Source organism: Providencia sp. PROV182, from assembly GCF_028480325.1.
GTDB classification, from domain to species: domain Bacteria; phylum Pseudomonadota; class Gammaproteobacteria; order Enterobacterales; family Enterobacteriaceae; genus Providencia; species Providencia hangzhouensis.
Genome location: NZ_JAMPOL010000004.1, coordinates 135,961 through 154,653, shown reverse-complemented (window position 1 = coordinate 154,653; position 18,693 = coordinate 135,961). Strand labels below are relative to the sequence as shown.

Sequence of the window (18,693 nt, the reverse complement as noted above, 5' to 3'; positions counted from 1 at the left end):
CTTAACAATGAGACTGTAGCGTTAAACGGGGCGAATACTCTCTTCATCTAATTGCGCATCAAACATTGAGCGCAGTTTTTGAATCGTTTTATCCGCAATAATAGACTGGCGCGCTTGTGCCAGTTTTTCTTCATAAATCGCCTGTCGCCATTCTAGCGGGGTTTTCACCTCGCTATTATCATCATGAACGATTTTCAGTTCAACAGTACGACCATATAGTTCGCTCAGAGCTTCTTCCAACGCTTTATGTGCCGATGGTTTATCGAGGTGCTTCTGAGCCGAGCGCAAATGTAAAACAATTTGCGACTCACTTAATTCTTCTATATATGAATTCAAAGCTAATTGTTCAACCAGCTTGGGAATATTTAATTTTGCAATTTTCCCAGACCAGCTATCACGAATTCGCCCTTCCTCAATAATTTTAGCGGCTAATTCAGGCGTTTTTTCATATTCCAACGCCTCTTTGATTTCACTTGGCGTTGTTATTGCCTCTTTTGGTGCCATCGCCTCTTCATTTTGAGGCTTCCATTGGTACTGCTTTGGTTTTTGTGGTTTTGCTGCCTGAGCCGCTTTATTTACCACATTTTGTTGATGTTTGCTGGTCACGGCGGCCAGCCTTTCCAGTGCTGATGCCGCCGGCTTAGCCCTTTCAGGCATCACCGGTTTAGCCTTTTTTGGGCTAGGATCCTCACTTTGTGGAGATTGTAGCGCCTGCCTAGCCTTCAATAACTGTAACGTTGGGCTATTGTCTGGCAGATTTTCTGCTCGTGCTTGAACAGGAGGCACCCTTTGCACCATATTTGGTGCAGCAGGCGATGCCGATTGAACAGACGCCTGCGTAATAACTTTTGGTGGAGCTTCAATTTCAGCAATCACATTTTTCGGATGAAAAGCTAATGCACGTAACAATGCCATTTCAACCCCCATACGCCGCTCAGGAGCATAAGGGAGTTCTTTTCTTCCAACTAATAACGTTTGGTAAAACAGTTGGAGATCTGCAGGAGAAATTACCCTTGCGACCTGCCGTAGCCGCCCTTCTGTCGATGATGGGTCTGTTTCTTGTTCAGCAGGAAGCAGTTGGATCATCGCGATACGGTGTAATTGCGACAAAACTTCCACCAGCAAGTTTTCCCAATCCGCACCGCGACTAGCAGCTTGCTCTACCTGTTCCATCACCGCCATGCTATCGGCACGTACTAACGCTTCAATAATCGCTAATGGCTGTTCATCATCAAGGGTTCCTAGCATTTGGCTAACTATATCAGCCGTTACTTTCCCTTGCCCCATCGCAATGGCTTGATCAGTTAAGCTTAATGCATCACGTAAACTGCCATCCGCCGCTCTTGCAATAAGCTGGCGAGCTCGTTGGTCATGTTCAATATTTTCTGCATTCAGAATAAGTTCAAGCTGTTCACTGATTTGCGTGACATCTAATGCTTTTAGGTGGAATTGCAAACAGCGAGACAAAATGGTCACGGGGAGTTTTTGCGGGTCCGTCGTCGCCAACAAAAACTTCACATGTTCAGGCGGTTCTTCAAGGGTTTTTAATAACGCATTGAAACTATGACGAGACAACATGTGTACTTCGTCAATTAAATAAACTTTGAAGCGCCCACGTGCCGGCGCGTATTGGACGTTGTCTAATAATTCACGAGTATCTTCGACTTTGGTTCGGGAAGCCGCGTCAATTTCAATTAAGTCAACAAATCGCCCTTGTTCTATTTCAAGGCAGTTGGCACATTTACCACAAGGTGATGCAGTGATCCCTGTTTCGCAATTAAGGCCTTTGGCAAATAGGCGAGCAATCGTCGTTTTTCCTACACCACGTGTACCGGAGAAAAGATAGGCGTGATGAAGCCGCTGATGCGTTAGCCCATTAGCGAGTGCAGTCAAAACGTGCTGTTGGCCAACAACGTCTGAAAATTTTTGGGGGCGCCACTTACGGGCAAGTACCTGATAGCTCATGGATTCCACTGTCATTTAACATGGTACGTGAATATATATAATCATAGTACCATGCTACCACAGCCTCAACCTATACAGCGAGACTGTGATAAAAATAGAGGGAAAATAAAGATTAGTGGCCTGGGAATTCAACAAGGCTATAAGAAGAAACACCTTCTTTTTGCAGGCGTTCAACGCCGCCAAGGTCAGGTAAACAGATGATAAATGCGGCATCAACAACATTAGCACCGAGTTGTTTGATCATTTTAACTGTCGCTTCCACTGTACCACCTGTGGCAAGTAAGTCATCAACCACTAAGACATTATCTTCAGGGCTGATACTATCTTTATGGATTTCAAGTGTATCCGTGCCATATTCAAGGTCGTAAGTCATACTCAATACTTCACGTGGTAATTTCCCTTTTTTACGTACAGGGACAAAACCTACGCCTAAACGTAATGCAACTGGAGCGCCGAATAGAAAACCACGCGCTTCAGTTCCTACAATTTTAGTGACGCCTTTATTTTGATAATGTTCCACTAACATATCAATCGTTGCTTGGTATGCAGCAGGGTTATTTAATAAAGTCGTAATGTCACGAAAGATCACACCTTCGATTGGATAATCTTGGATAGATGCGATACTTTCTTTAATCAATTGCAGTTGTTGCTCTTTAGCGGTCATAATAAAAGCCATGTAGTAAACACGAAAGTGTAGAATCTATGTAAAGTACCATAAAAATGCAATAAGAAGCCGTCAATTTGGCATCAGTTTTGTTGCTGAATATCAATTTTCCGCTATTTTTCACATTTAATGAGAACAAAAAATGAAAATTCCCGCTCTTTTGGATGCGTTAAAAAAGCAAATTGATGAATTGAAAACACGAGTGGAGCCCATAAAAGACCTTGAGTTTTCACATTCACGTTTCGATATGCAATTGTTTAGCCGCAAATCAACCCGTTTAGGGGATTGCCAAAATGAATTACAGACGTTGTACCAGCAATTGTGCCATAGCGTAACGTTAAACCACACTGAGCAAGTTAATTTTCTTACTGAAAAAATCGTCCATCAAATGCAGGCAATTTCACGAGAGATCTCTACACAAGCTTTACGCGAAAAAGAATCAAATTTTACTAAGAAAAAGGAACAAGTTGATTTATATGAACGTTTATCACAACACCAAGACTATGAACGACGCTTGCAGGCCATGGTGAGTGAAAAAGAACTTCATTTAAGTGAGCTAACCGACCACCGTTCGCAGCACCAGTGCCAAAAAGAACTCGCTGTACTCGCAGGCCGTTTGTACCGTTGCCGCCAAGCACTTTTGCGTATTGAAAAAGCCATTGAACATCAAGAAAATCAATATTTTGATTAAATCTTAGAAGGAATCAGTATGAGTTCACTCAAGGATGCTCCACAAGAAATCCAACTTGCTGTTGATTTAATCTACTTATTAGAGACGTCTGAGATAGAAGCTGATGTGGTTCTCAAAGCACTTGAAATCGTGAAAAATGATTATATTGCAAAACAAGTGCAAGCAGCAAAAACTGCCTGCACCAAAGAAACTTAATGATTTTAGTACGTTTTATCATCACTATCTTTAGGTGTTCGCTTCACTTCTTGCACTTCATCACCTTTATTATTGTGTAAATGTACCTCTAACTGATTGAATGCAATATCAATATCATTTTCTCGACATAATTTGTCTATCGCACGGTTCACTTCATCGCTGGTTACGCCACGGTCGCCAATCTGCCGTACATAAAAACGTAACTCGTGATCTAACGTACTTGCCCCAAAACTGGTGAAATAGACATTAGGAGCCGGTTCAGTCATTACCTTGCTATTATTGGTTGCTGCAGACAATAAAACGCGTTTCACTTTATCAAGATCAGAGCCATATGCCACACCGATCGCTATGGTGATACGAGTGACGGTGTCCGATAGCGACCAGTTGATCAACCGTTCAGTCACAAAAGCCTTATTAGGAATGATCACTTCTTTGCGATCAAAATCGACGATGGTTGTCGCACGAATGCGAATTTTACTGACTGTTCCTGAATAGGTCCCAATAGTGACGGTGTCGCCAATACGGATCGGCCGCTCAAACAGTAAAATGATCCCTGAAACAAAGTTAGCAAAAATTTCTTGTAAGCCAAACCCTAACCCGACAGTTAAAGCTGCCGCCAACCATTGCAATTTGTTCCATGTCACGCCAATCATACCTAATGAGGCGATCGCCCCAATCCCGACAATAATATAAGTTAATATTGTCGTGATCGCATAAGTAGAGCCCTGACGGAGTTTTAACCGTGATAATACCAACACTTCCAGTAGTCCAGGGAGGTTTCGCGTCATTACCCAAGACACAATGATAATCACAAGAGCTAAAATTAAATTCGCTAACGTCACGAATTGTAAGATATTTCCCCCTTCTGCCGATGTGGCGGTATAGCTCCATAAGTTCACGCTATCTAAGAAAGAGAAAATGGTTATAAAATCAGACCAAATCGTATAAAACGCCAAAGCGAAAATAATAAATAACACCATTGTTGTGAGACGCAATGATTGCTGGCTAATCAGCTCAATAGTCATTGGTGGCTCTTTAATTGGCTCGTTTTCAGTATCTTCTTGCTTCGACATCGCACGGCGTTCTATGGCACGTTGATATGCTAATTTACGAGCAACCAGTGTTAAGCCTCTCAAACACGCGCTATAAGTGATATACCACAGGAGTAATAGGTATAAACTGTCTATCCAACGGTTTGCCAAGCGCAATGTGGTATAATAATACCCCGCCATCATTAAGCCCACTAAAATTAATGGCGAAAATGTCAACAATGTCACAACGATACTGCGCGTTAAGTGACTCCCTTTCTCTTGCCAAACTTGTTTGCAAAATGGAATAGTAAAGATGCACAGTAGAATAAGAGAAACCAGCACGATCAACTGGCCAATTACGTCCTCAGACACTTTCAGTGGGTTGCTAACGCCATAAGTAGAAAAGAAAATGAGTGGCAATAGAGGAATAGATAGCCTGATCATCCTGCGTCGAGTCTGGGATATTTTTTCTTTTTCGATACCAAAGTGTTTTTGTGCAATACCTTGTGGTTTTAATACTCGGAAAGTCAGCTCAAATAATGCCCAAAATATCGCCAATTGTTGGCAAAATTGCCAAAAGAATGGCCCTTGCACATTCCCTGTTTTCAAAAACCAATAGCCAAATGCCAGTAAAAACAGTGAAATAGGTAATGTTTGCATTAATGTTAACAACAGTGCCAACGGGGTACTTAATACACTGTCATTACGTAAGCTGGAAAGCCGTTGGTCAATATCCTGCAGTCGGTTACTAATTTTGCGATTAAACCAAATAAACAGCAATGCGACTAAAACCAGTGGAACAACGACCAATAATGAAGCCGTCACTCCACGCTTAATACTACGATTCGATAAACTAAAATCAAAATTATGAATCTGTGCTGCCGCAGCTTCTGGAAAACCTTTAACCCATTCCAAATCCATCGGTTTATTACTATTCACCCAAAATATTTGCTGCGCCAAGGTATTTTCAAGAGACCCCACTACACTCAATAATTGGTTTTGATCAAGTTGCAAGTTGATTGCTTGGGAAATTTGCCCGCCAAGCTGCTGGTTGAGTTCATCTAATAACCCACGACGTACTTCCAATAGTTTCAATAACGTAGATTTATCCTCAGCGGATAATAATGCGCTATTTGCCAGCTCATCCCCTGTTTTTACCTCAAATTGCTGTTCCAACTTAGTAATATAATCATTAGGTTGATAAAGCTCATCACGCTGTTGGTTAATATCAAATTGCTCAAGCCGCAAATCAGCAATCGTTGTGGGTAAATTTTTAGTTAAAATGTCTGGCGGCAAGTCAATTTGTTGTTGAAATAAAATTCGTGAGAGCAATAAACTACCGCGTAATACATTAATTTGCTCTTTTAAATTTCGTTCGGACTGCGTCGCTCTTTCAAGCCATGTTTTAACTCGAATACCATTTTGCACCAGTTTATTGCTATTTTCGGTCACTGCGATTAAACGGTCACTGAGCGCATTATTAATCGCAATTTCTTTTTGAATAATGGGATTCTGTTGCGCTTCAATATCGGTTTCAGAAGTACTCAGCGCCTCGCGTACCGTTGATTGGGAGTCATTTAGTCGGCGATGGCTAATCGCATTTTGTACTTGCTGAATATGGTGTTCCAATTGCTCAATATATGCTGCGGTATAATCACGTTGTTTTTGCAGCACATCTTGTAATTGAGTGTTAGCCTGTAGAATACGTTTTTGATATTCATTTTGTTGCTGCAATAAATACTGTTCAACTTGCAGCATGGTAATTTGAGTAGGTCTTAAATTCACAGATTCATTCAATGAACTATTTAGCTCATTGCGAATTTCTTGTAAGCGCCTCGCATTTTCCAACATCATCGCTTGTGCCCTTTCAGGCTGTGTCTGTAAGCCAATTAATTGGCTACTATAGGTTGCAAGGTCATTTTGTTCTGTTTGCAGATTTTCTAAATAAGAGGCTTGTAATGCTTCTAGTTGTGAAAGAGAACTATCTTGTATTTTTCGTAGGAAATTTTCGGTGCGTTGCTCATTTTCATTTTTTATTTGCAACAAACCTTGTGCTGCTTGTTTCGATTCTTCACTCGCGCTATTCAGTTTTTTTTGCAGTTCAGCCGTTCGCTGTTCGAGTTTATCCAGCTCGTTATAAAAATCTGAGGTTTTTTCCAGATCAGCGAGAGCAAGTTTATCTTCCTCATTGAGTGAACTTTTTTTATTCAATGCGTTGAGCGCACTTTTTATTTCATTCTTATCAGGTAAGTTATTTGATGTTAATGCCGTAATGGAACTGGAAAAAGATATGATGAAAAAAAACAGTGTTATTGATACTAACTGCCGCCACTTCCATTGTTGTTTCATCATAATGGCATTCCTTTATACAAATAATAATATTGTTTAATTAAACCAAAGTGCCGATAGTCGCCTATCAACACTTACTTTCACCTAATTAAACACATTTTACGTAATATGTTAGAAAGTTAATACTTTATCTGCCGTTAATGTCCAGCTTGCAAGCTCGACTAACGTGCCTACCTCAACACCATCAGCAAGGGTTAACTCACTTACACCTCGGGCATCTGTACAAGTTTTACATAATTTAACGGGGACATTTTGTGCCGTTAAAATCTCTAACATTTGTTGAAGATTATAGCCTTCTTTCGGCTTTTGAGCTGCCAAACCTGCGGTCACAGCATCTGACATCAGAAATATTTTTAAATCTAACTGCGGCTCTTGCTCTTTTAACGTTATCGCTAATCGCAATGAGTTGAACAATGTTTCACTGCCGTAAGGTGCGCCATTAGCAATAATCAAAATAGAGGTCATATTGTACTCCACTTATTCAGTTTGAATGGGTTTTAACCGGATTGCGGTATTACATTTTAGTGTTTCTAATAGTGTATCAACCAATGTAATTGTATGTTGATTAGTATTAAAATTTTCTGATTGGAGTAGCCAGTTTTCTAACAAACCAGACATTAATGAACGGATCATAATCGCAGCACATTCCACATCAAGATCAGCAGGAAGTTGACCTGCATCAATACAGGCAGTCAAGTTATCAACTATTCGACATTGACTTGCGACATAATTAGCGCGTTTAAAATCAACTAACTCTGCCATTTCGCTAACTAATTCACACTTCAAAAAGAAAATTTCCATCAAAGCGCGGTTTTTAGGGCTTTCAATAAAATCAGTCAAAATATAAACTAATAATTCTCTTAGTATTGAAAGTGGATCATTGGTATATTTAGAACGATAATATTCTTCAGCTTGTACTATTTGGTTATCACCAAATTCACAAGCTTGATAAAAAAGATCAACTTTGTTTTTGAAATGCCAATATATTGCACCTCGGGTAACCCCCGCTGCTTTTGCAATATCGGCTAATGATGTGGCAGAAACTCCTCGTTCAGAGAATGTTTTGATGGCAGCATCTAATATTTCCTGACGGGTTTCTTCAGCCTGTTGTTTAGTTTTTCGTGCCATTGTGACCCGTTTCTATCGAAAGCTGATTTACATACATTCGTGTATGTTTGTACTATAGCATAGTGATAAATCATATTGTTTACCATTTTTCTTATTTTTGTTTTGAACTCATATTGATTAATTGAGGTTAACTTATGCGAAAAAACAGAGGGGTGTTACCTCTGGCTCTGTTAGTTCTTTCAGGTGGCTTGGCTTTATCTGGTTGTAACGATGAACAACAAGGTGGCGGAGAACGCCCGGCGCCTGAAGTAGGAATTGTTACGCTTAAAGCCGAACCTCTGACTCTCAAAACCGAGTTACCAGGCCGTACATCCGCATTTCGTGTTGCCGAGGTTCGCCCTCAGGTTAGTGGCATCATATTGAAACGCAACTATAAAGAAGGTAGCGACGTAGAAGCAGGGACATCTTTATACCAAATTGACCCAGCACCATTCCAAGCAACCTATGACAGCGCAAAAGCGGAACTTGCAAAAGCACAAGCCAATGCGAATCTGGCTGCATTAACGGTGAAGCGTTATAAACCATTGTTAGGTACTAATTACATTAGTCGTCAGGAATACGACGAAGCAACCTCAACCTATGCACAAGCACTTGCTGCCGTCAAAGCGGCTGAAGCTGCGGTTGAAACGGCACGTATCAACCTGAATTATACCAAAGTAACTGCACCGATCAGCGGCCGTACCGGTAAATCGAATGTGACTGAAGGGGCTTTAGTATCTACAGGACAAGCCACTGAATTAATGCGTGTTCAGCAACTTGATCCTATCTATGTTGACGTAACACAATCGAGTGACGATTTTTTACGTCTCAAAAATGAGATAGCGAAAGGCGCTGTACAGCGAGAATCAGGGAAAGCACCTGTCAGTTTGATCAACAACAACGGTCAAGAATACGCACAAAAGGGTGTTCTGGAATTCTCTGATGTCACTGTTGATGAAACAACAGGGTCTATCACCATGAGAGCCATGTTCCCTAACCCGAACAAAGAGTTACTTCCAGGTATGTTTGTTCGTGCTGTATTAGAAGACGGTGTTATTGAAAAGGCGATTCTAGTTCCACAACAAGGCTTGACTCGTACGGCTCAAGGAACTTCTCAAGTCATGGTTGTTGGCGCAGAGAATAAAGTTGAAGTCAGAAAAGTTAAAGCAGGACAAGCAGTTGGCAACAAATGGCTGGTAACTGAAGGTCTACAAGCAGGTGATCGTGTCATTGTCATCGGCTTACAAAAAATCAAACCAGGAATTGTTGTGAATCCTAAGGAAGCAAACTTAGAAACGCAATCCATAGACAATCAGGCAAAACCTGAAGAAAAGTCTAAATAAGGGAGCGGCTGATTAATGCCTAAGTTTTTTATAGAAAGACCAATTTTTGCGTGGGTAATTGCAATTATCACCATGCTTGCTGGTCTGTTGGCAATTATCCAGTTACCTGTTTCGCAGTACCCGACCATCGCGCCACCGGCTGTTTCTATTTCAGCTAACTATCCGGGAGCGGATGCTGAGACGGTACAAAATACAGTAACGCAGGTTATCGAACAGAACATGAACGGTATCGATAACTTGGTATATATGTCATCGAGCAGTGATTCATCAGGTTCTGCTAGCATTACGCTGACATTTGAAGCAGGAACTGATGGTGATATCGCGCAAGTACAGGTGCAAAACAAATTGCAACTGGCGATGCCATTGTTGCCACAAGAAGTTCAGCAGCAAGGTATTAGTGTCGATAAATCAACTAGTTCATTCTTAATGGTTGCGGGTTTCGTTTCTAGCGATGGCTCAATGGGGCAATACGATATTGCCGACTACGTAGGGTCAAATATTAAAGACCCACTTAGCCGAGTTAACGGTGTAGGTGAAACTCAACTGTTCGGTACCCAATATGCAATGCGTATTTGGTTAAAACCAGAGCAACTCGTTAAGTACAACATGACCACAACAGATGTCATTAATGCGATCAAGGTACAAAATAACCAAGTCGCAGCAGGGCAACTCGGTGGTTCACCGTCTGTAGCAAACCAGCGTTTAAACGTTTCTATCATTGCGCAGACACGTTTAAATAGCCCTGAAGAATTTAGCAATATTCTATTACGTGTAAACCAGGATGGTTCACAAGTGCGTATTAAAGATGTTGCTGATGTCCAATTAGGTGCTGAAAACTATAGTACTATTGCCCGCTTTAATGGTAAGCCAGCAGCAGGTATCGGTATTAAACTGGCAACCGGAGCTAACGCTTTAGATACGTCTAATAACGTCCGCGCTGCGCTTGAGGAAATGAAGCCTTTCTTCCCTCAAGGATTAGAGATTGTTTATCCATACGATACGACCCCATTCGTTAAAATTTCAATTAACGAAGTGGTTAAAACGTTAGTAGAAGCAATCATGCTGGTTGTTGTCGTTATGTATTTGTTCCTACAAAACATCCGTGCAACACTGATACCAACGATTGCAGTACCTGTCGTATTGTTAGGTACCTTTGCTATCTTGTCGGCATTTGGTTATTCCATAAACACCTTGACCATGTTCGCGATGGTACTCGCCATCGGGCTTCTCGTCGATGACGCCATCGTCGTTGTTGAGAACGTTGAGCGTGTTATGCAAGAAGAAGGCTTGTCACCAAAAGAAGCGACCAAAAAATCAATGGGTCAAATCCAAGGTGCGTTAGTCGGTATTGCAATGGTGCTGTCTGCGGTATTTATTCCTATGGCCTTCTTTGGAGGTTCTACAGGGGCAATTTACCGTCAGTTCTCAATTACCATTGTATCCTCCATGATCTTATCAGTACTGGTTGCGATGATCTTAACGCCAGCACTGTGTGCCACCATGTTGAAGCCAATTGAAAAAGGCAGCCATGGTAGCCAAAAAGGATTCTTTGGATGGTTTAACCGCACATTTGAAAAACAAGCACACCACTACACCGACAGTGTAAGCCGTATGCTTAACGGCACGGGCCGTTATTTAGTGATTTACCTGCTGTTAGTGGTTGGTATGGCGTTCATGTTCGTCCGCTTACCGTCTTCTTTCTTACCAGCGGAAGACCAAGGGGTATTCTTGTCAATGATCCAATTACCACCAGGATCAACGCAAGAACAAACCCAAGCGGTATTGGATGAAGTGAATAACTACTACCATACCGAAGAAGCCAAAAACGTTGAGTCGGTCTTTACCGTTGGGGGCTTTAGCTTCGCAGGTCAAGGTCAAAACATGGGTCTCGCTTTCGTCGTTCTGAAAAATTGGAGCGAACGTAAAGGCGATGAAAACCACGTTGATGCGATTGTACAACGTGCGAATATCGCACTGTCACAAAAACAAGAGGCACTGATTTACGCCTTTAACCTACCAGCGATTGTTGAGTTAGGTACCGCAGACGGGTTTGACTTTGAGTTAGTCGATAAAGGTAACTTGGGGCATGATAAACTGATGCAAGCCCGTAACCAGTTACTTGGATTAGCTGCTCAGCACCCAGAAATGCTTCAAGGTGTTCGTCCAAATGGTCAGGATGATACCTCGCAATACCGTATTTATATTGACCAACAAAAAGCACAGGCTCAAGGTGTCGCTATCAGTGATATCAACGCAACATTGAGTTCTATGTTTGGTGGAAGCTACGTGAATGACTTTATCGACCGTGGTCGTGTGAAGAAAGTTTACGTACAAGGTGACGCAGAAAGCCGTATGTTACCTTCTGACATCAGTAACCTGTATGTTCGCAATAACCAAGGTAAAATGGTTCCGTTCTCTGCCTTTATGGACGAATCCAAAGATCCTTGGAAGTATGGTTCACCGCGTTTAGAGCGTTATAACGGTGTCCCTGCGATGAACATTCAAGGTCAGGCAGCTCCAGGGAAAAGTACTGGTGATGCGATGCTGTTAATGGAAAAACTCACCACTGAAAACCTGCCTGAAGGAATTGGTTACGAGTGGACAGGTATGTCATATCAAGAACGCTTAGCAGGTAACCAAGCCCCTGCTCTGTACGCAATCTCCTTGATAGTGGTCTTCCTGTGTTTGGCGGCTCTCTATGAAAGCTGGTCAGTTCCATTCTCAGTTATGTTAGTCGTTCCATTAGGTATTATTGGTGCGTTACTGTTTACCAGTGTTCGTGGTCTAGACAACGACGTTTACTTTAAAGTGGGTCTCTTAACAACCATTGGGCTCTCGGCGAAAAACGCAATCTTGATTGTTGAATTCGCCAAAGACTTGATGGAAAAAGAAGGTAAAGGGTTAGTCGAAGCAACACTGAATGCAGTTAAAATGCGTTTACGACCAATTCTGATGACATCTTTAGCATTTATGTTAGGTGTTATCCCACTGGTGTTTAGTAACGGTGCAGGTTCTGCATCCCAGAACTCAGTAGGTACTGGTGTTCTTGGGGGAATGTTTGCCGCAACCTCATTGGCTATCTTCTTTGTTCCTGTATTCTTCGTGGTGATCCGTCGCCGTTTCTCGAAGAAATCAGAAGATGTTGAACACAGCCATACACCAACAGCACAATAATTGCTGATCGATAAATCGAAAAGAGCCACTTATGTTGTGGCTCTTTTTTTATATATTAATTTAATACTGACTTGTTGTAGATAACATGGCGAAATGAGGTTTGTCCTGCTCTTTGGGTGCAGTTTGAATTTCAAAGTCTCCCTGAGTAAAATCTATTCGATTCAACAACTCCCCTAATAAAACTATCTTACCATTGATATCAAAATGGCTTCTGAAATGCATTGATAAAGACATTAAACCGTGACTGGCCAAAGCTTGCTCAGCTAATAAGCTCACATCAATATGTTGATCTGTTCCATCAATTCTAAGTTGTAGATGACGATAAGAGTGAGCCTGTAAACCATAAATTCCACGGATATAAAGAGATGTATTATTTATTGAATCTGTAATAACCAAGTCATCTCCTTGGCGATTAATAAAAATCTCCTTCAATTGGTTTTTTATGGGTAGGATAAGCAAATCAACAATTCGGTCTACCGAATAATTATCAATAATAATCGTTTGATAACGCTGCCAATCTACTTTTTTAAACTGATAAGTATCGGAGCCCTCACCACCATTAAGAATTAAAACAGAAACATCGCCTAATGCTGCAGGAATAACGACATCATCCTCCGGTGTTCCTTTAATAATTAATGATAAGCCTAATTGTTCATGAGATGATGTTGGATGATAAATAATTGCATTTTCTTCTGTTAACAGCATTAAGCCACCCGCTATTTTTTGCACTGACTTAAAAGTAAGCTCAGGGTATAAATCAACATGCTTAGGTAATTTATTTGGAAATCGAAGAACACCCTGGTTATCGAAAATATTGTTAAACCTCATCTCTCCAATCGCGTTTATTCGATATAGCTTCTTTGATTTTGAATCAAAAATAACGCCATATTGTTTATCGTGATCAAAATCGATAATTTGTAACTCACTTTCTAACGAAAATGAAGGCGCAACAACAACCATCTCGTTAAAATACCATGCTGGTAATATGCGTTCCCCATTAGTATCTTTTAATCCAAACAATGCAATGGGGTCCTTTTCATTGGAAAATTGAGCAAAACGCTCCCATTTCAAAGGCTCTCTCGCAAACCAGTCTTTATTGAGGGCAACTAATTGTGTACTACCATTCGCACCCAGCTGCCTAACAAAGCCTTCTTTTTGGATAACAAGGAGCTCCCCTTGCCAGTGCGTGACATTTTCTATTCCACTCAAATTTAAACGAAAGGCGGCACTTGGCTTATTTGGATTAATATTATCTTGCCCTAACCCTTTCTGATAAAAAATGGAGTCTTCTTTTCGGCTATAAAAGAAAAAGACTTCCTTTCCATTTTCATTTAATAAACTTCCTAATAATTCCAAGTCCTTAGGAGGAAACCAATACCATAAATCGTACCTCGGATTATAACGTCCGAAGCTTGTTGCAAATATTTTTGCAAGTGTAGGTTTAATGCCATAACGCTTTAATTGAAATATCGCCTCCTTACCATCGTTAATAGACAGAGGAAACCTCACTATCCAAATTTTTTCTAATGGAGCATTTTTTGCGAGCTCACAATCAATATATTTTAAATCTTCTTCACTTATCGAAATAAACTCATTCAAGAATAGCTGTTCATTCACATTTTTTCTTTCTGAATTGGCTCTAACCAGTGTTCCACTCTCATTGAGTAGCCAGTAATGATGCCAAAAACCATTTTCATCAGTGCCCGATATCATCACCGTGTTCGCTATGCTGGGTTTGATGGTAATTGTCTTTTGATATTCAGGACTCATATCTCGACAGGCTAAGTAGTCATGGTTACTAAATTGCTTACGTTGTTCAAATGATAATAATGTTTGTGTGTCATGTAAGTTATCGAGTAATAACCTGTTATTCACAACGCTCACGAGCTCTAATTTATCACTCTGTATTAGCCTATAGGTATTTTCAACCGTACTGCCAGTACTTCTTTCTGTTAGTGTTATATACAGTTGGTCATCAACCAATGTGACTTTAATAATTTCTGCATCTAGACCTAAAACCATATTCGCTTTAAGTTGAGTCAGTAAAGAACCTGTATTTATATCAACCTGCCAAATTACTGATTCCACTGATGAATAAAAATAGGCTGTATCCCTATTAATTTTTATTAGTTGTGCCGAATGATTTTCTTTATTTTTTGAGTGAGTAAAAATGACCCGATCATATTGAACATCATAAAATGCACGTCCCACGTTTAAACCGTTATATTGATAATTATCGATGGCAACATACTGGCCGTTAAGCTTATTTTTAATTGATAAATCATGAAGATGCTGTTTAATTGTCTGGCTTTTGTTTATCCATTGACTACCATCTACATTAATAATCTTTGCAGTCTTATTAATAAAATCTATTTCACATACTTCATGTTGAGCATTGACAAGTAAAATCGAATTACCCGCCACCGATGTATCAACATTGATAGTAATGCCGCTAATTTTAATGTGATCATCCATGATTTGAATAACATGCTCTTTTCCATCACTTTCTATTAAACTCGTATCAATTATCCAGCTAGATTGTTTTCCATACATAGCCCCCTCAATTAACGTAAGAGATGCGCCATAATTAACTGTAATTTGATATTCCCCACCATTACCAGTGACAGCGTGCGTAATATGCCCTTGCCATGGAATAGGCATTTTAGGAACGGCTAATTGTCTATTTTGGCTATCTAGATTGACATGAATGGTAGTATTTTCATATTCATGCTCTAAAGTGGTGATGACATACTCTAGGCCACAATAAAAAAAATCAAAATAGAATTGATAGCGTTCTTCCATTCCTCTCAAAATAGAAAAACCATTATCCCCTCGAGAAGTTCCACCAAAAAGAGAGCTATATCTGTAACGAATGAACGATTTAGGTACAACTGGTAATATCACCACCCCAGTTTGGCTCCCATTAAAGTTTACTCTTGGCTCAGTAACACCAACAGCTTCTCTAATATTAATTGCATATGATTTATCAATCTCTGCACTCGGGCCCGACTGAAAATCATTCAACCAGCAATGCTCTATATACCACTTTTTTTTCACACCTCGATATATATATTGGCTACCAAGGTCAAAATAGCCATTTTTGAAATCTAATTTCTCGATGACAATATTGGGTGTTGGTACCAAAAAGTCTTTTTTTGCATCATAACTTATCGCTGCATTTTGATAGTCTCGTTGATAAATCGCGAATTCTTCCCCTACAGCAACAGCTTTTTGTGCGTGTCTTTCATTAATATTAACCAGTTCGGTGATACCAATACCTATTCCCATAAGTGGTACAGCTAATGGCCCTGCAACACCTGCCACCGTTTCCGCACCAAGTAGAGATGCTCCCGTGCTTACAATACCTAACCCTAATGATGATGAATCAAAAGCTAGTTGAGTACCAAATACAGCTCGCTGAGTTTCATTTTGTGCATTCGCTAACTCATAAATATCGAAACCAACCATAGCTCCTTGGAAAATAACCCCTAACCCTTCATTCGCTGTACGTATTAGAGACGAAGAAAAGCGATTCATTACTGATTTCGCTACTCCATTCCCTTCACACCATAATGAATATGCAATTTTTCCAGTTTTCATGGCATCATTGATAGCACCATGGGCCATCATAGAATAGCTAATATAACTATGAATACGCAGTGCTGTTGCTAAATTAGATGTTGGCCTAGAAGAAACCACTTTTCCATTCTCCGACCATTGAATGATTGCTTGTATTCCCATCGCTATATTGAGGCCATCCACATGTTCTGTACCCTCAATATCTCTTTCACATTGCAACTCCCCATCACTAAAAGAATAATGACTCTTTAACATAGCCATTTGCTTGTGAAAATATTCTTTAAACTCAATAAATGTTGTGTCTTTCGTTTCAGCCCAATATATCTTTTCCTCTATCCCTTGATGTATAAATTGAATACGATATCGGCCATCTTCCAAATTCTCAACATTTTCAAAAACAGGTAACCATTTTTCATCTAGTTGATGACTTTTGCACACTTCATTAATTGAGTATTCAAGACGTTCCCCCCATTTCTCTGACTCCAAAATAATTAAGGATGTCTGTATTTTCTTATCTTTTGCTATTAAAGACTGATGTTCTAGAATACTCTCTATTTTCTTATGTAGAGAAATAGATTCCATTAAATTATCTGAATAAACCAAATCGGAAACAGTTAAACCACTACCAATTTGTACTTCAGACATTTTTCCCGTATTAATAGAGACCAATTCAAAACTACTATTTAAAACCGCATACTGCTCTGCCATCTTGTTTTTAAATAAAAACTTATTTAAAGTTGAAAATAACTTATCAGAATCATTAAAAGCATAAATACCAAAGTTTGGGTCATAAAAATAATAATTAATTTCATTACCACTTTTGACTTTACCTAATAACATTGAGTGTGTTGTGCTATTTAGCACATAAATATTTCCTTGTTCAGCATTAATCAGAATTTCTTTTATTTCATTTAACTCAAATTGGCCAATTATAGTTGATGCGTGTGCCGCCTCTATATTTACATGAAGTTCTTTTAACGCAGCTTGTAACAAAGTTGAATTCGGCTCCGTTGGTGATGCCCCAGCTAAAAACATCTTATTAAGCAATTTATTTGCACCCTCACGGCCCTCTAAGGCTAATGCAACAGCCATTGCCCTAACTAAAGAGTAACAACGTCCCCCTGAATTATCATCCATTAAATATAAATAAAAATCTTGTGGTGCGAGACGTTTCTCAATATAACCGCTATCTCTAAAGATTGAATTAAATTTATAAGTAAAATCTAAAACATCATAAATAAAACCTGAATTCTCTCTCGAGGTTATATACTGAGCTAATACTCCGCACTCAATGGCAGTAAACTCATTCTCAAAGTTAAATATTTCCGCTTTTACTGATAATATATCATTATTAAATTTATCAATAATATACATACATGGGAATAACAGTGGATCCGTAACAAATCGCTGAATATCTTGGCTTATTCTATGCTTTTTAAGCATCATACAGTCAAAAAGACTATTTTTTAAATGACCATCACGCTGAACTCGCGCAACTAAACTAGGATTATTCGTATCGTAGCCTACTTTTTTTAATACTTTCGGTAAGATTTGTTTTACTGGGCGATCTGTTAATAAAGCTTCTGTAATAGCGTCTGCAATGACCTGTGACCTGGCTTGCCCATGGCTTGTTGACTGACCTTTTGGTGTTTCCGAATAAGAAATACCAGTATCCATTTTTTGCATACCAACTGGTGTATGTTCAATAAATGCATCAGAAGGAATTAATGTATTAAGTCGCTGGGTAATTTCCTTTGCATGCTCAAGCCCCGATTCAGATAAGTAAATAACTGCTTGGTCCGTTTGTATACCAAATTTTCTAGGCCCCATAATTTTGGCTTGTTCTATACACTGAGGTGACGGCTCATGAAATAACTTCACCAAAGATTTTGCCAGCCGATTAATATATTTTTTATGTATATTTATAGTTAACCTAGCATTTATACTAGAGCGAAGTTTCATTCTTTTTTTTAAATTTTTAGGGAGAATACGCAGTGCTTGTGAACTTAATAAATCGGAATCAACAAGGTTAGATAATTCAATATCCTCTTTACCTTGAACTCTTATATCGACATCATTATTTCCTGTTGATAAATGCCTTATATTATCAATAAATTTTAGCTCTTCTTGACTACTGAGTTTTTCAATACCGATAGGAACATCATTGTTATATACAAAATAAGATTTCTGTTCTATTTCTTTCTTTAATTTATCATGTTTTTTCAATAAGTCTGGAGACCACTTTCCTGCATGACGATATTCATATTTAATCGCCTCAACCAGCATCATAATATTTTTATCAAACTTTACTTTATCCATTACATAAATGGTATGATTCAATAGAGAGCTATAGCTATCACCAGACATATTATTAAATCCCTTTATTTTTAATTTAAAAACATAACAAGTAGTAATTTATTAGCAAGGAAAATGAAATTCACAAACGGCCAAAAACATTATATAACAATTACTTACATTATATTTTTTCATTTTTCCGATTTTTCCTGAGTGCTAACCGTATCATATTTTATTAAGCCAAACTAATTTTTGATTATTATAAAAAACGACTAAATACATTATACTTTTAATCATAAA

The 18,693-nt window shown here is 39.3% G+C and carries 10 protein-coding genes; 4 read left to right on the top strand and 6 right to left on the bottom strand.

Annotated elements, in window-relative coordinates; all coding sequences use genetic code 11:
* Window positions 1-21: 21 nt before the first annotated feature.
* On the bottom strand, window positions 22-1,965 hold the full coding sequence (gene dnaX / locus PR834_RS03495; RefSeq protein ID WP_272536437.1) for a DNA polymerase III subunit gamma/tau: 1,944 nt from the start codon (window positions 1,963-1,965) through the stop codon (window positions 22-24).
* A 112-nt stretch (window positions 1,966-2,077) separates the two neighbouring features.
* Window positions 2,078-2,629, bottom strand: a complete 552-nt coding sequence (gene apt, locus PR834_RS03490) for an adenine phosphoribosyltransferase (protein ID WP_036958374.1) — start codon at window positions 2,627-2,629, stop codon at window positions 2,078-2,080.
* Window positions 2,630-2,771: 142 nt separating this feature from the next.
* On the opposite strand from apt, the gene priC reads away from it, so the two are divergent.
* The gene (gene priC / locus PR834_RS03485; protein ID WP_004260412.1) at window positions 2,772-3,320 is read left to right on the top strand and encodes a primosomal replication protein PriC; all 549 of its coding nucleotides are present in this window, start codon (window positions 2,772-2,774) and stop codon (window positions 3,318-3,320) included.
* A gap of 18 nt (window positions 3,321-3,338) precedes the next feature.
* Window positions 3,339-3,515, top strand: a complete 177-nt coding sequence (locus tag PR834_RS03480; protein WP_004260415.1) for a DUF2496 domain-containing protein — start codon at window positions 3,339-3,341, stop codon at window positions 3,513-3,515.
* 5 nt (window positions 3,516-3,520) lie between these two features.
* Here the strand turns inward: PR834_RS03480 and mscK are convergent, their stop codons facing one another.
* The 3 genes from mscK to acrR form a co-directional block, all read right to left on the bottom strand.
* Window positions 3,521-6,898, bottom strand: coding sequence for a mechanosensitive channel MscK (mscK, locus tag PR834_RS03475; protein WP_272536436.1), 3,378 nt, complete (start codon window positions 6,896-6,898; stop codon window positions 3,521-3,523).
* Window positions 6,899-7,006: 108 nt separating this feature from the next.
* Window positions 7,007-7,360: a DsrE/DsrF/TusD sulfur relay family protein gene (locus PR834_RS03470; RefSeq protein WP_004913652.1), complete on the bottom strand. Its 354-nt coding sequence runs from the start codon at window positions 7,358-7,360 to the stop codon at window positions 7,007-7,009.
* A gap of 12 nt (window positions 7,361-7,372) precedes the next feature.
* Window positions 7,373-8,023 (bottom strand): multidrug efflux transporter transcriptional repressor AcrR, encoded by a 651-nt coding sequence (acrR, locus tag PR834_RS03465; RefSeq protein WP_272536435.1) that lies wholly within the window; start codon window positions 8,021-8,023, stop codon window positions 7,373-7,375.
* Window positions 8,024-8,157: 134 nt separating this feature from the next.
* Between acrR and PR834_RS03460 the strand changes: the two genes are divergently transcribed.
* On the top strand, window positions 8,158-9,345 hold the full coding sequence (locus PR834_RS03460) for an efflux RND transporter periplasmic adaptor subunit (protein ID WP_004260432.1): 1,188 nt from the start codon (window positions 8,158-8,160) through the stop codon (window positions 9,343-9,345).
* A 15-nt stretch (window positions 9,346-9,360) separates the two neighbouring features.
* The gene (locus tag PR834_RS03455) at window positions 9,361-12,519 is read left to right on the top strand and encodes an efflux RND transporter permease subunit (RefSeq protein WP_196724684.1); all 3,159 of its coding nucleotides are present in this window, start codon (window positions 9,361-9,363) and stop codon (window positions 12,517-12,519) included.
* A 60-nt stretch (window positions 12,520-12,579) separates the two neighbouring features.
* Here the strand turns inward: PR834_RS03455 and PR834_RS03450 are convergent, their stop codons facing one another.
* Window positions 12,580-18,465: a TcdA/TcdB pore-forming domain-containing protein gene (locus PR834_RS03450; protein ID WP_272536434.1), complete on the bottom strand. Its 5,886-nt coding sequence runs from the start codon at window positions 18,463-18,465 to the stop codon at window positions 12,580-12,582.
* Window positions 18,466-18,693: the final 228 nt, after the last annotated feature.

What these genes read in the sequence shown, in the direction of transcription:
- dnaX (WP_272536437.1), bottom strand. Translation starts at nt 1,965, where the DNA reads ATGAGCTATCAGGTACTTGCCCGTAAGTGGCGCCCCCAAAAATTTTCA.
- apt (WP_036958374.1), bottom strand. Translation starts at nt 2,629, where the DNA reads ATGACCGCTAAAGAGCAACAACTGCAATTGATTAAAGAAAGTATCGCA.
- priC (WP_004260412.1), top strand. Translation starts at nt 2,772, where the DNA reads ATGAAAATTCCCGCTCTTTTGGATGCGTTAAAAAAGCAAATTGATGAA.
- PR834_RS03480 (WP_004260415.1), top strand. Translation starts at nt 3,339, where the DNA reads ATGAGTTCACTCAAGGATGCTCCACAAGAAATCCAACTTGCTGTTGAT.
- mscK (WP_272536436.1), bottom strand. Translation starts at nt 6,898, where the DNA reads ATGATGAAACAACAATGGAAGTGGCGGCAGTTAGTATCAATAACACTG.
- PR834_RS03470 (WP_004913652.1), bottom strand. Translation starts at nt 7,360, where the DNA reads ATGACCTCTATTTTGATTATTGCTAATGGCGCACCTTACGGCAGTGAA.
- acrR (WP_272536435.1), bottom strand. Translation starts at nt 8,023, where the DNA reads ATGGCACGAAAAACTAAACAACAGGCTGAAGAAACCCGTCAGGAAATA.
- PR834_RS03460 (WP_004260432.1), top strand. Translation starts at nt 8,158, where the DNA reads ATGCGAAAAAACAGAGGGGTGTTACCTCTGGCTCTGTTAGTTCTTTCA.
- PR834_RS03455 (WP_196724684.1), top strand. Translation starts at nt 9,361, where the DNA reads ATGCCTAAGTTTTTTATAGAAAGACCAATTTTTGCGTGGGTAATTGCA.
- PR834_RS03450 (WP_272536434.1), bottom strand. Translation starts at nt 18,465, where the DNA reads ATGTCTGGTGATAGCTATAGCTCTCTATTGAATCATACCATTTATGTA.